Genomic DNA, 17,855 nt, shown 5'->3' with positions numbered 1-17,855 from the left:
TTATTTTATAGCGTCCTGAACGTGATTAATTCAGGGATATCTAGTATAGTATTCCCCCAGCAGTTTATGCTGCTGAACTTTCGACATACACAACATTTAATATTGTTTTAGCGATAAAACAAGGTCAGAAATATGGCTTATAATAAAAAGAATCCAGTAAAAGACTTGGATCGTATCGATCGCAACATCCTTAACGAGCTGCAAATTGACGGGCGCATTTCCAATGTTGAACTGTCAAAGCGGGTAGGACTTAGTCCAACTCCCTGTTTGGAAAGGGTTAAACGACTCGAGAAACAAGGCTACATCAACGGTTATACCGCATTGGTCAATCCCCATTTCCTGGGGGCATCACTGCTGGTATTCGTTGAGATCACGCTTAACCGCGATACGCCAGAAGTGTTTGACCGCTTTAACAGGGCAGTACAACTGCTTGATGATATCCAGGAATGCCATCTGGTTTCCGGTGATTTCGACTACCTGTTGAAGACCAGGGTGTCAGACATGTCAGCCTACCGTCGTTTACTCGGCGAAACCCTGTTAAAGCTGCCATCTGTTTCAGATACCCGTACCTACGTGGTGATGGAAGAGGTAAAGCAAACCAGCAAAGTGGCGCTGAACAACCTGCTAGACGCCTGATTTTTAAGGCTTGCAGTATAACAAAAGGGAGCTTCGGCTCCCTTTTTGCATTTTTCCTCCGGAAAGACGACTCGACTGCGCATAAAACCGGCTAATTCGCTGCACATTGTATGGGATTCTGGTATCTTAACTTCACCTGTTTTCATCGGCTTATGGACTGTTTCTTTTGTCACAGGCAAATCGCGTCAATACACTCAGCGGCTTACAACGACTCCTGGAAGGTGGACTGATTCTTTGTTGTATGACTGCCACTTACGTTCTGCTCGCACTGACCAGCTTCAATCCTGGCGATCCCGGCTGGAGTCAATCCAATTACCAGGGAAAGATAATCAATCTTGGCGGCGCCGTGGGGGCCTGGACTGCCGATGTGCTGCTGTACTTTTTTGGCTACAGCGCCTATCTGGTGCCTTTCATGATAGCCGGTACCGGCTGGCTGCTGTTTAAACGCGCCCACAGATTGTTGGAAGTGGATTACTTTTCCGTTGGCCTGCGCCTGATTGGTTTTTTGCTGATTGTCTTCGGCATGTCGTCCCTCGCCAGCATGAATGCCAATGATATTTTTGAATATTCTGCCGGCGGTGTTGCCGGCGATGTTATCGCTGCCGCCATGTTGCCCTATTTCAATCAACTGGGCACGACCCTGCTGCTGCTGTGCTTTGTCTGCGCCGGTTTTACCTTGCTTACGGGCATTAGCTGGATCCTGGTAGTGGAAATGCTGGGACGGGGTACCCTGTGGCTGGCACGCGGTTTGTACCGCCTGCCGAAGCGGATACAGGCACCGAGGGAAACCGAAGATACCCGTGGTTTTATGTCCCTTGTGGCGAACTTCAAAGCGAAACAGGATAAAGCGCGACAGTCTGAGGAAGATTCAGAGGATTATGCTGAAGTCGAGTCTTTGACTCCGGTAAAGCCCGTCACCCGTATTGCCAAGCGCCGGGTAGAGCCCTTGGTTGGCGCTGATGCCGAAGAGCAGGATGATGAGCTGTCTGCCCCATTCGTTCCTGTGGCAGGCGTCGAGCCGATGGTAAACATTGACGATGACGAAGACATGCCCCCTTGGGACGACGATATAGACTTCGATACCAAAGCATCTTCCGGCGCCGTTGCCGTCAAGACCCGCAAGGCGAAGGAGCAGGAAAAAGCCAAAATTGTCGACGGCATAGTCATATTACCGGGACAGGATGAAAACGTTGTGCAGCGTCCTATGGATCCGCTGCCCAGCATCAGCCTGCTGGATGTGCCCAACCGCAAGGCCAATCCCATCAGTGAAGAAGAGCTGGAACAGGTCGCCAGATTGGTTGAGGCCAAACTCGCGGACTTCAACATAGTTGCCAATGTGGTCGGGGTTTATCCCGGCCCTGTGATCACCCGTTTTGAGCTTGAACTCGCACCAGGGGTTAAGGCATCGAAGATTTCCAATCTGTCGAGCGATCTCGCCCGTTCATTGTTGGCCGAGCGGGTGAGGGTGGTGGAAGTGATCCCGGGCAAGGCCTACGTGGGTCTTGAGCTGCCGAACAAATTCCGCGAAACCGTATTTATGCGTGACGTGCTCGACTGCGACGCGTTCAAGAACAGTCCCTCCAGCCTGTCTATGGTACTGGGCCAGGACATTGCCGGTGAACCCGTGGTGGTGGACCTTGGTAAGATGCCGCACCTTCTGGTGGCCGGTACCACAGGTTCGGGTAAGTCCGTCGGGGTCAACGTGATGATCACCAGTTTGCTTTACAAATCCAGCCCCGAAGATGTGCGCTTTATCATGATAGACCCCAAGATGTTGGAGCTTTCCGTTTATGAAGGTATTCCACACTTGCTGTGTGAAGTGGTCACCGACATGAAGGAAGCGTCCAACGCCCTGCGCTGGTGTGTGGGTGAAATGGAGCGGCGCTACAAGCTGATGTCAGCGCTCGGGGTCAGAAACCTCAAGGGCTATAATGCCAAGATTGCCGAGGCCAAGGCCAACGGCGAAGAGATTACCGATCCCCTGTGGAAAGCGTCCGACAGTTTCGAAGAGGAAGCGCCGGCGCTGGATAAACTGCCGTCCATTGTCGTGGTGGTGGACGAATTTGCCGACATGATGATGATAGTCGGCAAAAAAGTGGAAGAGCTGATTGCCCGTATTGCCCAAAAGGCCCGTGCTGCCGGTATTCATTTGATCCTGGCCACCCAAAGACCCTCGGTGGATGTGATAACCGGTCTTATCAAGGCCAACATCCCAACCCGCATTGCGTTCCAGGTGTCATCCCGCATTGACTCTCGCACCATTCTCGATCAACAGGGGGCTGAAACCCTGCTGGGTATGGGCGACATGCTGTATATGCCGCCCGGTACCGGGGTACCTGTACGGGTTCACGGCGCCTTTATTGACGATCATGAAGTGCACAAGGTGGTTGCCGATTGGCATGCCCGCGGCAAACCACAATATATAGAGGAAATTCTCCAGGGGGCCAGTGAGGGTGAGCAGGTGTTGTTGCCCGGTGAAGCCCCCGAGGGCGGTGACGATGAATATGATCCTCTCTATGACGAGGCTGTGGCGTTTGTGACCGAGACCCGTCGCGGTTCCATCTCAAGCGTACAGCGAAAATTTAAAATAGGTTACAACCGCGCGGCACGGATAATCGAGCAAATGGAAATGGCGGGTGTGGTCAGCAGTCAGGGCCACAATGGCAACCGTGAAGTGTTGGCGCCACCTCCGCCGCGCAACTGATCCCATAAGGAACCGATAGTGAAATACCTTTCTTTATTACTATTGTTGGCCGGACCTGTGCTGGCCGACGATGCCGAAGCACTGCGTCAGCGCCTGGCTGGACTGGAGAGCCTCAAGGCCAACTTTTCCCAGCAAGTGACAGACGTAAACCAAAAACAAATCCAGCAGGGCGAAGGCCTGCTGGCCCTTGGCTTTCCCAACCGCTTTTATTGGCATCTGACAGAGCCCGACGAATCCCTGATTGTGGCGGCCAAAGAAACCGTGTGGATATACAACCCCTTTGCCGAAGAAGTCACCGCCCTCGACATGGCCGATGTGCTTGAGGCATCGCCAATGGCACTGCTGGTGCAGCAGGACAAGGCAAGCTGGGACAAGTACGACATTAACGCCAAGGGTGATTGTTACGCTATCAGCCCAAAAGACAAAGCCCAGGGCACTGTGGTGGATGTCACCGTCTGTTTTAAGGATGAGATTTTAACCAGCCTCAGCCTCACCGACGAGCAACACAACCTGAGCCATTTTGAACTGAGTGGCGTAACCAAGCTTTCCGAAAGCGATTTTTCCCTGTTTCACTTTGACTTGCCCGAGGGTGTCACCCTCGACGATCAGCGCAAGGGTTCCGCCAAGTGAGTTTGAGCTTTGACTTTGCGCCCGACTTTTCTCCTCTGGCGGCCAGAATGCGGCCCCGCAGTGTTGAGGAGTATGTCGGCCAACATCATTTGCTTGCCGAAGGCAAACCCCTGCGCCAGGCGCTGCTGGCGGGCAGGGCGCATTCCATGCTTTTGTGGGGCCCACCCGGCACCGGTAAAACCACCCTGGCTGAACTGATTGCCCGCTACACCAATGCCCATGTGGAACGCATTTCTGCGGTTACCTCCGGGGTCAAGGAAATCCGCCAGGCCATAGAACAAGCCAAGGCCGTGGCTCAGTCCAGGGGCCAACGCACCTTGCTGTTTGTCGATGAAGTACACAGATTCAACAAAAGCCAGCAAGACGCATTTCTGCCCTTTATTGAAGATGGCACAGTGATTTTTATCGGTGCCACCACGGAAAATCCCTCCTTTGAAGTCAACAATGCGCTCCTGTCGCGCTGCCGGGTATACCTGATAAAGCGGCTGGATGAGGCGGAGCTGTGCACCATACTGAACCAGGCGCTGGCGGATGAAGACCGGGGACTGGGAAAAAGGCAACTGCAACTGCCACAGGAATTGGCGCAGGCGATGGCGCGCTTTTGCGATGGTGATGCCCGCAAGGCCCTGAACCTGCTCGAACTGATGGCCGACATGGTGGCCGATGGTGCCACCCTTGATGCCGATATGTTCAATGAAGTGGCCGGGCACAGGGCGGCCAGTTATGACAAGGGCGGCGATGAGTTTTACGATCTGATTTCAGCCGTCCATAAATCGGTGCGCGGTTCGTCCCCCGATGGCGCCCTGTACTGGTATTGCCGCATTCTGACTGCCGGAGGCGACCCGCTGCAGGTGGCCAGGCGGTTATTGGCCATTGCCTCTGAGGACATAGGCAATGCCGATCCCAATGCCATGACTGTGGCACTGAACGCCTGGGATTGTTTCCATCGCGTTGGTCCTGCCGAGGGCGAGCGGGCCATAGCCCAGGCGTTGGTTTATTTGGCATCCGCGCCCAAAAGCAATGCCGTATACCTGGCCTTCAAGGAAGGTAAACGCCTTGCCGCCGAAACCTGCGATCAAGCGGTTCCCATGCACCTTCGCAATGCCCCCACCAAGCTGATGGCCGAGCTTGGCCACGGTGCCGGCTACCGTTATGCCCACGATGAGGCCGGAGCCTTTGCAGCCGGCGAAAACTATTTCCCACCAAGTCTCAGCGATACCCGCTTATACCATCCAAGCAACCGCGGATTTGAGAAGCGGATCCAGGAAAAACTGGCCCAGTTGGATATGCTGAACCAGCAGAGTTCGGAGCGCCGCTATGACTAATCTGATGTTTGTCGGTCTCGGCGGCGCCATAGGTGCCATAAGCCGTTATCTGATCTCGATTTTGATGTTGCAGCTCTTTGGCCCCGGCTTCCCTTTTGGTACACTGGCGGTCAATGTTATCGGCTCGTTTTTTATGGGCCTGGTGTACGGCCTGGGCCAGGTCAGCCACATTAGTCCGGAATTCAAATCCCTGGTTGGGATAGGGCTACTGGGGGCATTGACCACCTTCTCCACTTTCTCCAATGAGACCTTGCTGTTAATGCAGCAGGGCCACTGGCTGAAGGCCGGACTGAATGTCGCGCTGAACCTGTGTATTTGCCTGTTTATGGTGTACATTGGCCAGCAAATTGTATTTTCCCGCGTTTAACAATAAAGAAACTAACCATGCTAGATCCCAAATATCTTAGAAATGAACTGGAAACCACGGCTGAACGTCTCGCTACGCGCGGCTTTATTTTGGATGTTGCCAAGCTCAATGCTCTGGAAGAGCAGCGCAAGTCCTTGCAGGTCGCCACAGAAGAACTGCAAGCCAAGCGCAATGCCATTTCCAAGTCCATTGGTCAAGCCAAGTCCCGCGGTGAAGATGTTGCTCCTATCATGGCTCAGGTTGGATCCCTCGGCGAAGAGCTGGATGCCAAGAAGCAGGAGTTGAGTGCACTGCTGGAAGAGCTCAACGGCATTGCCATGGCCATTCCCAACTTGCCGGACGAATCTGTGCCTGTGGGTGCCGATGAAACCGAAAACGTGGAAGTACGCCGTTGGGGCACCCCACGCAGCTTTGATTTTGACGTCAAAGATCATGTGGATCTGGGTGAGGGCCTGGGTGGCCTGGACTTCAAGAGCGCAGTCAAGGTAACAGGTTCGCGCTTTATCGTGATGAAGGGCCAGATTGCCCGTATGCACCGCGCACTGGCGCAATTCATGCTGGATTTGCACACCACAGAGCACGGTTACACAGAAGCCTACGTGCCTTATCTGGTGAACGCTGACAGTTTGCTTGGCACAGGTCAGCTGCCGAAGTTCGGTGAAGATCTGTTTCACACCAAACCGGCCACCGAAGAAGGTCAGGGCTTGAGCCTGATCCCCACCGCCGAAGTACCACTGACCAACCTGGCCCGCGACAGCATTTTGGACGAAGACGAGCTGCCGGTAAAATTCACGGCCCATACGCCTTGCTTCCGCAGTGAAGCCGGCTCCTACGGCAAAGACACCCGCGGTCTCATCCGTCAGCATCAATTCGACAAGGTTGAAATGGTGCAACTGGTGAAGCCGGAAGATTCCATGGATGCCCTCGAGGCCATGACAGGGCATGCCGAAAAAGTGCTGCAGCGTCTGGGGCTGCCTTATCGTACCGTTGCCCTGTGCACCGGCGATATGGGCTTCGGTGCCGCCAAGACCTATGACATTGAAGTCTGGTTGCCGGCGCAGAACACCTACAGGGAAATTTCTTCCTGCTCCAACGTGAAGGATTTCCAGGCACGTCGTATGCAGGCCCGCTATCGCGCCAAGGCGGATAACAAACCCGTTCTGCTGCATACGCTCAACGGTTCGGGTTTGGCGGTTGGTCGTACCTTGGTGGCCATTCTGGAAAACTACCAGAACAGCGACGGCACTGTGACCGTGCCTGAGGCGCTGCGGCCATACATGGGTGGCCTGGAAAAACTGGGATAAAAATCCCGGTTACAAACCGGGATTAAGCTCAATAGCCTGATGTATAGGATGCAATGGACAACGGTCAACAACGCTATTTACGTTGGCTTTCCTATATGGCGATCATCGCTGTATTTGCAGGTATCCTGCTGACAACACTGGGAAAAGCCGTTTTTATTGTGCTGGACAATGCGAGATAGTCTCGCCAGATAAGCAAGCCAGTTAAAAAAAGACCCCGTCATTGAACGGGGTCTTTTTTATCGGCATTACGCCGGATTTAAATACATTTTGCCGGCTTGGGCAGTCCGGCTATCTTGGTGGCTTGTTTGGCGGGCCCCACAGGAAACAGGGTATAGAGATATTTGGAGTTGCCTTTTTCGGCCCCCAGTTTCAATCCCATGGCCTTGACCAGGGCGCGGATGGCGGGACTGGTGTTGAATTCCATATAGAAATCCCGCACAAAATGCACCACCTCCCAATGGGCTGCGGTCATCTCTATTTGCTCCCGGGCGGCAATGATGAGTGCTATTTCTTCATTCCAGTCGGCCACATGTTTCAGATAGCCCTGGGCATCCGTTTCTATCAATTTGCCGTTAAATTCCAGTTGTTCTACCAAGTGATCACCTTTTGATACTGCAACGACAACTCTACCCAACGCTCGTAACTCACCTGGGTGTATTTGCCAAGATGCCCGCCGAGCCCTCGGGCGATGACATCATCTTCGAGTAAAAATACCTTATAGGGCGACAACGCCATGGACCATTGCCGCACCATGGGCGCCGTGACCGCATCGCCACTGAGCAGCAAGGCATCGTCCTTGGCGATATAACGCAGGCACAATCTCAGCGCGCCATCCTGGGAGGGAGACTTTTGAATATGATGTAAAATCATCAGTAAACCACCACTTCATCGACTGATTGCAGGTGTGCCGTAATGGCCTCGCTATCGAGGATCTGCAACTCTCCGCTTAAGCCATTTTTGTTCAAACCATTTTTGTTCAAACCATAGTCCACCAGGGATTGCTTGCACACCAATTGGATTTCCACATCATAAAAGGGCAGGGCCTTGAAGGTAGAAATATAGTCACGGCAACCTATGTGCTCAGGATTTTGATCTTGCAGTAAATGCAGCACACCCTCGTCGCAAAAGAGCAGACTCACTTCAAGATCAAAGCTCGCCGCAAGCATGGCCAAATCCAAGGCCTCACGACCGTGAGCCGTGCCATGGGGGCCGCGTCTGAAAACCACACACAGTTTTTTCATATCGGCTCCTAGAAACACACCAGCCGGTCGGCCTTGACCAAACCGGTTACCAGTTCACCCAGGCCTCCCATCACTACGGTTGGGGCCACGTTCCAATGGTCCAGGCCCTGTTCCCGTGCTTCAACATCGGATAACATGCCACGCCGCAGTGCTGCCGACACACAGTTAACCAACTCAAGCCCATGGCGCTCTGCCAGGTCGAGCCACGCACGGTAAAGATTGAATTCATCGGATGCCGGCGCCCCCAGGCTGGAGCTGTTGAAAACACCGTCCTGATAGAAGAATACCCTCAGCACGCTGTGACCGGCCTGAATGGCGGCCTCGGTAAACTTAAGCGCGTGAAAGGCTGCACTGTCGCCATAGGCGCTGCCGTTAACTTGAATAATAAAAGTGCTCATAACGTATCTACAGACTCAGACCGGGCGCCATTTTAACGTATTTTGGCAAAATAGGGAGTCAGGCTCAGGAGAGCCAATCCGACTGCAGCTTGTCACCATGGCCAAGATAATCCAACAACCAGGTTAAGGCCGGTGAAGTGTTGGCGCCGTTCCATGCAAGGCAACAGGGGGTTGGTGCCTGGGGTCGGGCCAAGGACTTCTCTATCAAGGCGCCGGCGCGGACAAAAGGCGTTGCCAGGTGGGCAGGCATATAGCCCACGCCCAATCCCTCACGGAAACAGTTGATGGCTCGGATCCAGTCCGGCACCAAAATACGCCTTTGGTTGTCGAGCAGCGGTGACTGGCGTTTTGGGATCTCCCGTGCCGTGTCTTCGACCGTAATGGCGGCAAAGGGTCGGATATCCTCGTCTTCCAGCGGACGGTCCAATTGAGCCAGGGGATGATTGCGGGACACCAGGAATTGCCAACCTATGTGGCCCATGTCCCGATACTGATAAATGCCGCCAACCGGGATGGCCGTGGTGGCGCCTATGGCCAATTGACTGTGGCCCAGGGTCAAGGATTCCCACACACCGTTGAATACCTGGGTGCTGACCACCAATTCCACATCATCAAAATGGCGGTAGAAATCAGCTATCAACAGACTGACGCGGTCGGCCCTGACCAGGGTGTCCACGGCGATACCAAGCCTGGGTTGCCAGCCATTGGCGACCTGCTGGGTACCGCGCTTGATGGCGTCGAGTTGTTTGAGAATAGCCCGGGCCTCAGCCACGAAATGCTCACCCGCCAACGTCAGGCTGACGCTGCGATGGTGCCGGTTGAACAAGGCAACACCCAACTCGTCTTCTATCTGTTTGATAGCATAACTGATGGCCGAAGGCACCTTGTTGAGTTTGGCCGCGGCCGCGGTAAAACTGCCCACCTGGGCCACGGTATCCACCAATTGCAGCGCTTGTTCAGAAAGCATTTACTATCCCCAAACGGTTTATCATTTAATAGCTTAGGCAGGAAGCACACTAAGACTTGAATTATTATCCGGCAACAAGCCCAATCCAATACCAACAGTTGCTCATTGCAAAGCAGAAAGATAACAGGAAATATTCAAAAATTTGCCGTTGCAGTGAAAAAATTTGCAAGCCAGAAAAGGCTACTCCTATCGACCCAAGGGATCAAGTGTGCCTGCCCCTCAAAGGCCATTCCCCAAGCTTTATTGATAACGTTATTGGCAAAAAATGAGCGCAGAACAAACCCTGTGCGCATTTAATCATCACTCGGCATGCGCTTGATATAAAAAGCTTTACAGCAAGCTTCGCCTCACTTATATTGCCGTCCATCCGGAGGGGTGGCAGAGTGGTTTAATGCACCGGTCTTGAAAACCGGCGTGGGTTTATAGCCCACCCAGGGTTCAAATCCCTGCTCCTCCGCCATATTCAAAAAGCCCGCTTATCTAAGCGGGCTTTTTACTTTTCATTTTCCTCAGTCTATTCAACCAAGCGGCGCACAGGCGCCTCCAGGCCCACGTCCCGATTTCTGTCAACTGCTATAATTTAGGATAGGCCGATATACCCGAAGTTTGCACTTGGGTTATCGATAGTGGGTTCCAAGCAGGGCAGATACGTTGCCCGGGTAACATCTGGGAGGTTGTCATGGTAAGGCATTACTACGCAACCGCAGATCTTGATGATCTTGAGCAAGTTGAACATGAACTTGAGGCCAACGGCATTACCGAACCACAAATCCATGTGCTCAGTGAACAGGATGGAGCGGTAGAGTCACATCATTTACACGAGGTTGAGCCGGTATTGAAACAGGATGTCGTGCACTCAACTGAAATAGGCGCCTTCGTAGGAATACTTGTAGCCTGTGCCGTGCTGGTAATTGGCTACCTTATGGGGCTGACGGAAGGTCCCGGAGGCTGGGTGCCACTGGTATTCCTTGCCATTGTGCTGCTGGGTTTTTGTACCTGGGAAGGCGGCTTTATCGGGATCCAGGTACCCAATGTGAATTTCAAACGATTCCAGGGGTTGCTGCATCGGGGCCGGCACGTATTTTTTGTGGACATTGAACAGGAGCAGGAAGGCCTTTTGTCCAGGGTCATCATGAGTCACCCAAGATTGCATGCGGTCGGTACAGGTGAGGCCACACCCAGCTGGGTAGTCCATAGCCAGGATAACTTCAAACGCTTTATGAAGTTTATGCCCTGACATATATAGGTGCATCGCTATCCTGCCGATGCACCTTGCCACTTCAATCTTTCCTACCTCTATGTGAAATCTTCTCGCCCATTTCGGGGGCAGAACAATAAAAGCCCCCCCTTGGCAAACGCCAGCCCAGTCAACTGGGACTATACTTACGCTTTGATAAGCTTTCGCATTCGCAAGACGCGGTTCAGTCCGGCATTTTATGTAAAGGCCCTGTACTGACACCGTGGTTTCCCGCATAGGGACAAGACTATGGCTCTGGTAGTTGCCCTGGTGATATTGATTATTGCCACCCTGATTTTCCATTTCACCAGCCCCTGGTGGTTTACCCCGCTTGCGTCGAATTGGCAGACGATAGACGACACCATCAACATCACCTTTTGGGTCACGGGCCTGGTGTTCATCGCGGTAAACAGTTTCCTCGCTTTTGCCCTGTTTCGCTACCGCTTCAACCGCAATCGCAGGGCGGATTACGAACCGGAAAACAAGAAGCTGGAAACCTGGCTGGTGATAGCCACCAGTCTGGGTATCGCCGCCATGCTGGCACCCGGTTTATTCGTTTGGAATTCCTTTATTAAGGTGCCCAAGGAGGCCCATCTGGTCGAAGCGGTTGGTCAGCAATGGAGCTGGAGTTTCAGGCTTCCCGGCGCTGACGGCCAATTTGGCCAAAGTGCGGTTGAACTTATCACAGAGCAAAACCCCTTCGGGATTAACCCGGATGATGTCAATGGCCTGGACGATGTGCTTATCGAGGGCAATGAAATGCATCTGCTGCAGGGACAGGCTATCAAACTGCAGTTGCGCTCAAAGGATGTGCTGCACAGCTTTTCGGTACCGCAGTTTCGGGTGAAAATGGATCTGGTGCCCGGCTTGACCTCCTACATGTGGTTTACTCCCACCAAGGCCGGTCGATTTGAACTCCTGTGCCAGGAGTTATGCGGCATGGCCCATTACACCATGCGGGGCATTATTCAGGTGGACCCACCGACCGAGTATCAAACCTGGCTTGCCAGCCAGCCCACGTTTTCACAAACCCAGCAGCAACCCCAAGCCGATATTGTTGCTGGAAAAGGTCTGTATCAGAGCTGCAGCGCCTGCCACGGACAGGCAGGTGAGGGCAATGTTGCGCTTGACGCGCCGGCCCTGGCCGGGCAAGGGGCCTGGTACCTGGAGCGCCAGCTGCAATATTTTCAGCAAGGGATCCGCGGCGCCCACAAGGATGATATCCAGGGGCAGCAAATGGCCGCCATGGCCAGAATGCTCGCCAATAATGAGGCCATTCGCCAGATCTCGGCCTATATAGCTACCTTGTCACCAAAGTCAGCCACAGCCAGCGGTGATGTCCGTAAGGGTAAAGCCCTGTACCACAATTGCAGTTTTTGCCACGGTGAAGCGGGAGAGGGTAACTACAACCAGAATGCGCCCCGATTGGCCGGTCAACATGATTGGTATCTGCGCCGACAACTTGAGCACTTCAAACAAGGGATCCGCGGCGCCCATCAACAGGACTTGTTTGGCAAGCAGATGATCATGATGTCGCGCCTGCTGCAGTCCCCCCAGGCCATCGACGACGTGGTGGCCTATATCACAGCGTTACCGGGCGCTGTGGAGACGATTGAGGAGCCGCGTCAAACTCTGACTGCACAAACGGCGGAGCAGGAGTGAGCATGAAACATATCGCCATTGCCGAGCAACAGGATAGCTCCCATCAGCCCACAGGTTTCCTGAGCCGCTATGTTTGGAGCCAGGATCACAAGGTCATCGCCATTCAGTATGCCTGCACCGCGATTTTGGTCGGCCTGGTGGCCTTGGTGTTGTCGGCGTTGATGCGATTGCAACTGGGGTTTCCCGATTCCTTTTCCTTTATCGATCCCAGCGCCTACCTGCAATTTGTCACCATGCACGGCATGATCATGGTTATCTATCTGTTGACGGCCTTGCTGTTGGGCGGGTTCGGCAACTACCTGATCCCCCTGATGATAGGTGCCAGGGACATGGTATTTCCATTTCTCAACATGTTGAGTTACTGGACCTACTTGCTTGCGGTTATCATCTTGCTGAGCAGCTTTGCTGTTATGGGCGGGCCCACAGGCGCCGGTTGGACCTTGTATCCTCCCCAGGCCATATTGGCGGGCACGCCGGGCAAGGATTGGGGCATAGTGCTGATGCTCTTGTCTCTGGCGGTATTCATAGTGGCCTTCACCATGGGTGGTCTTAACTATGTCACCACTATCCTGCAGGCCCGCGCCCGCGGTATGACCCTGATGCGTATGCCTTTAACCATCTGGGGGATTTTTGTTGCCACAGTGCTCGGCTTGCTGGCATTCCCCGCACTGCTGGTCAGTGCCATCATGATGTTACTCGACAAGCTGGTCGGCACCAGTTTCTTTATGCCGGCTATCCTGTCCCTGGGAGAAAGCCTGGACTACAGTGGCGGCAGCCCTGTGCTGTTTCAGCATCTGTTCTGGTTTTTCGGCCACCCCGAGGTCTACATAGTGGCCTTACCGGCTTTCGGCATGGTGTCGGATGTAATAGCGACCCACGCCCGCAAGAATATCTTCGGCTATCGCATGATGGTCTGGGCCATAGTCGCCATTGGTGGTTTGAGCTTCATCGTCTGGGCTCACCACATGTATGTCAGTGGCATGAACCCGTACTTCGGTTTCTTTTTTGCCACCACCACGCTCATCATCGCGGTGCCAACGGCCCTCAAGGTTTATAACTGGGTGCTGACCCTGTGGCGAGGCAACATTCATATGACGGTGCCGATGATGTTTGCCATAGGCTTTATCTTTACCTTTACCCACGGCGGGCTGACGGGCTTGTTTCTCGGCAATGTAGTGGTGGATTTACCCTTGTCGGACACCTATTTTGTGGTGGCCCATTTTCACATGGTGATGGGTGTGTCGCCCATCATGGTACTGTTTGCGGCCATCTACCATTGGTATCCAAAGATGAGCGGCCGATTTCTGCATCAGGGACTCGGGAAACTGCATTTTTGGGTGACCTTCCTTGGGGCCTACGCGGTTTACCTGCCGATGCATTATCTGGGATTCCTGGGTGTTCCGCGGCGTTACTTTGCCATGGGCCCCACAGAGTTTATTCCCGAGTCCGCCCAGACACTTAACGCCAGCATCACAGTGTCGGCCCTGATTGTCGGCGTTGCCCAATTGCTGTTTATTGCCAACCTCATTTGGAGCACCTTCAAAGGCAAACGGGCCAGTGCCAACCCCTGGCATGCCACCACACTGGAGTGGCAAACACCGCAAACACCGCCAGCCCACGGTAACTGGGGGGCTGAGTTACCTGTGGTGTACCGCTGGGCCTACGACTACAGCGTGCCCGGGGTCAAAGATGACTATATTCCGCAAAATTGTCCCCAGGACGCCGTGGTGATGGCAACTGAAAACCTTGGCGAAAGAGGAGAGGAAGCTGATGGCTTTGTTGGCTGAACTGGGTAAAAAGTCCTGGCTGACGCCGGACAGTAAGGACAAGCAGGCGCTTTCCAGTTTGGAAGCGCTGGAGGGTGCCCGAAAAACCGCACTGCTGTTTCTGTTGGCTGTCATTACCGTGCTGTTTTTCCTGTTCAGCATCACCTATGTATCCCGCTCCCAATACCCGGACTTCCAGGGCCTGGCCGCCGAGCCCTGGATGCCGCTGGCCCAGTCCTGGCGCTTATGGCTCAATACCGCATTTTTGGTTTTAGCCAGCAGCGGGCTCGAGTTGGCCAAGAGAGTGAACTTGCCGGCCCAGTACGGAAAGTTATTCCTGCTTTGGGGCGGGGTTATCCTCTGCTCTTTGGCTTTTATCGTCGGCCAGCTGGCGCTTTGGCAGCTGCTCAAGCAACAGGGATTTCTGATTGCGTCCAATCCAGCCAACAGCTACTTCTACCTGCTGACCGGGATCCACGGGCTGCATTTACTGGCCGGGATCCTGGTGCTCGGCAGAGGGCTGTACCTGCTGAGCCGCCAAGCAAGCACAGAAACCATCAGGCAATCACTGCAACTCTGTGCCTGGTATTGGCACTATTTGCTCCTGCTGTGGTTGTATCTTTTTGCCTTACTCAGCGCCCCGGCCGAGGCATACAACACCATAGCGGCCTGGTGCGGTTTATAGGAGGCGACATGGCTAATCCACCGTCTGTTCCTTCATTGTGGCAACAACTGACCCAGGATTGGTCTGCCGACAGGCAGGCCTTTGACATGCCCTGGGGTAAGCTGATGATGTGGCTGTTTCTACTGAGCGACACCTTTGTTTTCAGTATTTTTTTAACGGGTTACATGACGGTGCGCCTGTCGGCAATGGAGAGCTGGCCCAACCCCAGTGAAGTATTTGCCCTGACCATTGCCGGCCACCATATTCCCCTGGTGCTTATCGCCATTATGACCTTCATCCTGATCACCAGCAGCGGCACCATGGCAATGGCGGTCAATTTTGCCTATCGGGGCGACAGGCGCCGCACCGTGTATTTCATGCTGGCTACAGCCGCCTTGGGGGCCACTTTTGTTTGCATGCAAGCATTCGAATGGACGAAGTTAATTCTGGATGAAGGCATCAGGCCCTGGGGAAACCCCTTGGGTGCGGCCCAGTTTGGCGCCAGCTTTTTCATGATAACCGGTTTCCACGGTATGCATGTCACCGCCGGTGTGATCTACCTGGCAGTGATTGCAAGGCGGGTTGCGTCGGGCCGATACGAAGAAAAGGGCTACCACAATGTCGAAATAAGTGGCCTCTATTGGCACTTTGTCGACCTTGTGTGGGTATTTATTTTCGCGCTGTTCTATCTCTGGTGAACCGAAAACTGTGGTGAACCGGAAATGAATGTAAACCGACAAATCGGGCAGGGGAGTTATGCGGCCCTGCCAATTTGGAGTGACAGATTATGAGTCAGGTAATAGGTCAACAACACCCCATCAGTCTTTATCTCAAGATCTGGGCACTCTTGTTTGTGCTCAGCACAATGTCATATCTGGTGGACTATTTTCAGTTGCACGGTGCCCTGAGATGGACACTTATTCTGCTGTTCATGTTTCTCAAGGCCGGACTTATCATCTCGGTGTTCATGCACCTGGCCTGGGAACGCTTTGCCCTGAAACTGGTGTTGTTGTTGCCGCCTATTGCCATAGCCATATTCATTACCCTGATGGCGTTTGAAGGAAACTACACCTTTTTCAGTCGCATAATGGGCTTTGTCAGCACCTGACTTTGGTTTTCCCAATCTGCTTGGGAGCAAAATGGAACGCTAACCTATGCATACCGACGATACGCAGACCAAGGTACTGGCTCTTGCCGTAAAAAGTCGACTTGGGTTGGTATCTGCACTGATAGCCTTGGCACTTTTTGGTCTATTGGCTTTGTTGGCTCCCGCAACCACTAACATAAAACCCCGACTTGCGCAGGGCTACTGGTTGCAGCCGCCAAAGCCGCTGCCGGATCTCAGCTTAACCGACCATAACGGCTTGAAATTTAACAAAACCAGCTTGATGGGAAATTGGCACATTTTGGCCTATGGCTATACCTCGTGTCCGGATGTTTGCCCGACCACAATGCTGACGCTCGGTGCCTTGTCGAAAAAACTGCGAAATCTGGATGCATTGAAACAGCCGGATTTTATTTTTTACACAGTAGATCCGTTAAGGGACACAGAAGCCAGGCTCAGTGACTACGTGCATTTCTTCGAGCAGGGTTTCGGTACCAAGTTGATGGGCCTCAGAACTGCGGACATAAACCAGCAACTGAGCTTCGAACACTTCCTGGGTATCAAAAGCTCAATTGAGATAAAGGACATCAACACCCAGAACATTACTAGCACGGGATTCAACGACCAATACAGCGTCAGCCATGGTATGACACTGTATGTTATCAATCCCAAGGCTGAACTCAGCGCTGTCTTAATGCCGACCACCAATGCCTTGGGCACCAGCAGCTTCAACCTTGAAACTCTTTATCAGGATTTCAAAACTATTATTGACGCACTGTCTATTACGCAGTAACCGACAGAGCACCGATGAGCCAACACTTAACGAAAAGCAGGATTACTCAGCCAGTAACTCAAACAATCACATAGCAAGGTATCATATCGATGGCCGGTGGCCTTTTTGCATAATTTGCGTCGTGCGAATTCTCACTACAATTGGAGTAAAACAATAATGCATTATTGCATAACGTGTTATTTTAATTGATATTTCTGTTGATTATACTCATCCCGTAGTACAATGGTTATGTGTTCATAGAGATAAGGCCCAAACACTATGCCAGTACTACAGAGAATCCCTACCGACTTAGAAGTGTTAAACACGATTTATCGCATGTACCATTCTGATTTTATTGCTTTTGATGAAGATGCAAGGACGCGAGAATCGAAAGTCTATGTCCCGATTGACTTCATGAGGGTTGCCAATGAACTTAAAGTCGATATCGATATTGTCTTTGGCCGCTTGTACTTCCACTTGAACAAGCTTTACAGCTATGAACAGGATAATGCACCTAAGGTTCAGCTATTTATTCTTAGCGCTGGCAAAGATTTAAGGTGTATAAACTTCCCACTAATGACCTCTGTCTTAGCTAACTTGCGACAAGAGCGAGATAAGTTCTTGATAGGAACGTGGATAGCTTTCTCTGCATTTTTTATCTCAGCCGTCTCATTGGCCGTTTCAATTATGAAATAAGCTAGCAGTCAGCAGATGCTTGCCGCTGGAGACTTCGACGGCTATGAGCCCGGCTAAATCAAAGTGTCGCATGCGAAGCCGAACGAAGGCTGAGCGTAGCGACGTGTGCGATGCAGAAACCCAGGAATTACCCAGCCAGTAATCCAAACAGCCACACAGCGTCACATCTAAATGCGCACAATGTATATTATGGTAAATTGGATTTGTGAGGATGTGAGATGTTCTGGTCAGCATGGGGTTATCCTCCCAGCATCGCTCTCGATGCCTACTTTGCTCTGCAAGGCAACGACTACCCTTTGGTTATCTTTCGAAAAATCTTATGTCACCAAATAGTTGAACTACACTGAAAAGTAGTTGCGCGCCTATGAAAATTGCTTGAGG

General features: G+C 52.7%; 19 protein-coding genes and 1 tRNA gene. 15 read left to right on the top strand and 5 right to left on the bottom strand.

Annotated elements, in window-relative coordinates; translation table 11 throughout:
- The first annotated feature begins 132 nt into the window (after positions 1-132).
- The 6 genes from lrp to serS all read left to right on the top strand — a co-directional run bounded on the left by lrp (position 133) and on the right by serS (position 6,966).
- Positions 133-636, top strand: coding sequence for a leucine-responsive transcriptional regulator Lrp (lrp, locus tag JYB85_RS09000; RefSeq protein ID WP_207323015.1), 504 nt, complete (start codon positions 133-135; stop codon positions 634-636).
- 166 nt (positions 637-802) lie between these two features.
- Entirely contained in the window at positions 803-3,340 is a 2,538-nt protein-coding gene (locus JYB85_RS08995; protein WP_207381904.1) for a DNA translocase FtsK, read from the top strand.
- 18 nt (positions 3,341-3,358) lie between these two features.
- A complete protein-coding gene (lolA, locus tag JYB85_RS08990; protein WP_228730240.1) occupies positions 3,359-3,970 on the top strand; it encodes an outer membrane lipoprotein chaperone LolA in 612 nt (203 codons plus the stop codon).
- 47 nt (positions 3,971-4,017) lie between these two features.
- Positions 4,018-5,295 carry a replication-associated recombination protein A gene (locus JYB85_RS08985; protein WP_207382019.1) on the top strand — a complete coding sequence of 426 codons (1,278 nt, stop codon included), beginning with the start codon at positions 4,018-4,020 and terminating at the stop codon, positions 5,293-5,295.
- The gene (crcB, locus tag JYB85_RS08980) at positions 5,288-5,662 is read left to right on the top strand and encodes a fluoride efflux transporter CrcB (protein ID WP_207381903.1); all 375 of its coding nucleotides are present in this window, start codon (positions 5,288-5,290) and stop codon (positions 5,660-5,662) included. The genes JYB85_RS08985 and crcB overlap by 8 nt, the downstream gene beginning before the upstream one ends.
- Positions 5,663-5,679: 17 nt before the next feature.
- The gene (serS, locus tag JYB85_RS08975) at positions 5,680-6,966 is read left to right on the top strand and encodes a serine--tRNA ligase (protein ID WP_207381902.1); all 1,287 of its coding nucleotides are present in this window, start codon (positions 5,680-5,682) and stop codon (positions 6,964-6,966) included.
- 256 nt (positions 6,967-7,222) lie between these two features.
- Here serS and JYB85_RS08970 read toward each other — a convergent pair whose 3' ends face one another.
- The 5 genes from JYB85_RS08970 to punR form a co-directional block, all read right to left on the bottom strand.
- On the bottom strand, positions 7,223-7,561 hold the full coding sequence (locus JYB85_RS08970; RefSeq protein ID WP_207323009.1) for a TusE/DsrC/DsvC family sulfur relay protein: 339 nt from the start codon (positions 7,559-7,561) through the stop codon (positions 7,223-7,225).
- Positions 7,555-7,836, bottom strand: coding sequence for a sulfurtransferase complex subunit TusB (gene tusB, locus JYB85_RS08965; RefSeq protein WP_207381901.1), 282 nt, complete (start codon positions 7,834-7,836; stop codon positions 7,555-7,557). Before tusB ends, JYB85_RS08970 begins: the two co-directional genes overlap by 7 nt.
- On the bottom strand, positions 7,836-8,207 hold the full coding sequence (gene tusC / locus JYB85_RS08960; RefSeq protein WP_207381900.1) for a sulfurtransferase complex subunit TusC: 372 nt from the start codon (positions 8,205-8,207) through the stop codon (positions 7,836-7,838). The genes tusB and tusC overlap by 1 nt, the downstream gene beginning before the upstream one ends.
- Positions 8,208-8,215: 8 nt before the next feature.
- Complete coding sequence (gene tusD / locus JYB85_RS08955; protein ID WP_207381899.1) at positions 8,216-8,605, bottom strand: sulfurtransferase complex subunit TusD; 390 nt, start codon at positions 8,603-8,605, stop codon at positions 8,216-8,218.
- Positions 8,606-8,669: 64 nt separating this feature from the next.
- On the bottom strand, positions 8,670-9,572 hold the full coding sequence (gene punR, locus JYB85_RS08950) for a DNA-binding transcriptional activator PunR (protein ID WP_207381898.1): 903 nt from the start codon (positions 9,570-9,572) through the stop codon (positions 8,670-8,672).
- Between the two features lie 369 nt (positions 9,573-9,941).
- On the opposite strand from punR, the gene JYB85_RS08945 reads away from it, so the two are divergent.
- The 9 genes from JYB85_RS08945 (at position 9,942) to JYB85_RS08905 (ending at position 17,474) form a co-directional block, all read left to right on the top strand.
- A tRNA-Ser gene (locus JYB85_RS08945) sits at positions 9,942-10,032 on the top strand.
- Between the two features lie 219 nt (positions 10,033-10,251).
- On the top strand, positions 10,252-10,809 hold the full coding sequence (locus JYB85_RS08940) for an NAD/FAD-utilizing enzyme (protein WP_207381897.1): 558 nt from the start codon (positions 10,252-10,254) through the stop codon (positions 10,807-10,809).
- A gap of 249 nt (positions 10,810-11,058) precedes the next feature.
- Positions 11,059-12,471, top strand: a complete 1,413-nt coding sequence (locus JYB85_RS08935) for a c-type cytochrome (RefSeq protein ID WP_207381896.1) — start codon at positions 11,059-11,061, stop codon at positions 12,469-12,471.
- 2 nt (positions 12,472-12,473) lie between these two features.
- A complete protein-coding gene (locus tag JYB85_RS08930; RefSeq protein WP_207381895.1) occupies positions 12,474-14,258 on the top strand; it encodes a cytochrome c oxidase subunit I in 1,785 nt (594 codons plus the stop codon).
- Complete coding sequence (locus JYB85_RS08925) at positions 14,242-14,922, top strand: cytochrome c oxidase subunit 3 (RefSeq protein WP_207381894.1); 681 nt, start codon at positions 14,242-14,244, stop codon at positions 14,920-14,922. Before JYB85_RS08930 ends, JYB85_RS08925 begins: the two co-directional genes overlap by 17 nt.
- A gap of 8 nt (positions 14,923-14,930) precedes the next feature.
- Positions 14,931-15,599, top strand: coding sequence for a heme-copper oxidase subunit III family protein (locus tag JYB85_RS08920; protein ID WP_207381893.1), 669 nt, complete (start codon positions 14,931-14,933; stop codon positions 15,597-15,599).
- Positions 15,600-15,688: 89 nt separating this feature from the next.
- Positions 15,689-16,009, top strand: coding sequence for a cytochrome C oxidase subunit IV family protein (locus tag JYB85_RS08915; protein WP_207381892.1), 321 nt, complete (start codon positions 15,689-15,691; stop codon positions 16,007-16,009).
- Between the two features lie 46 nt (positions 16,010-16,055).
- On the top strand, positions 16,056-16,799 hold the full coding sequence (locus tag JYB85_RS08910; RefSeq protein ID WP_207381891.1) for an SCO family protein: 744 nt from the start codon (positions 16,056-16,058) through the stop codon (positions 16,797-16,799).
- Positions 16,800-17,057: 258 nt separating this feature from the next.
- On the top strand, positions 17,058-17,474 hold the full coding sequence (locus JYB85_RS08905; RefSeq protein ID WP_207322997.1) for a hypothetical protein: 417 nt from the start codon (positions 17,058-17,060) through the stop codon (positions 17,472-17,474).
- Positions 17,475-17,855: the final 381 nt, after the last annotated feature.

It is taken from the genome of Shewanella sedimentimangrovi, from assembly GCF_017354965.1.
GTDB lineage: Bacteria > Pseudomonadota > Gammaproteobacteria > Enterobacterales > Shewanellaceae > Shewanella > Shewanella cyperi.
This window is presented reverse-complemented; position numbering and strand designations above follow the sequence as displayed.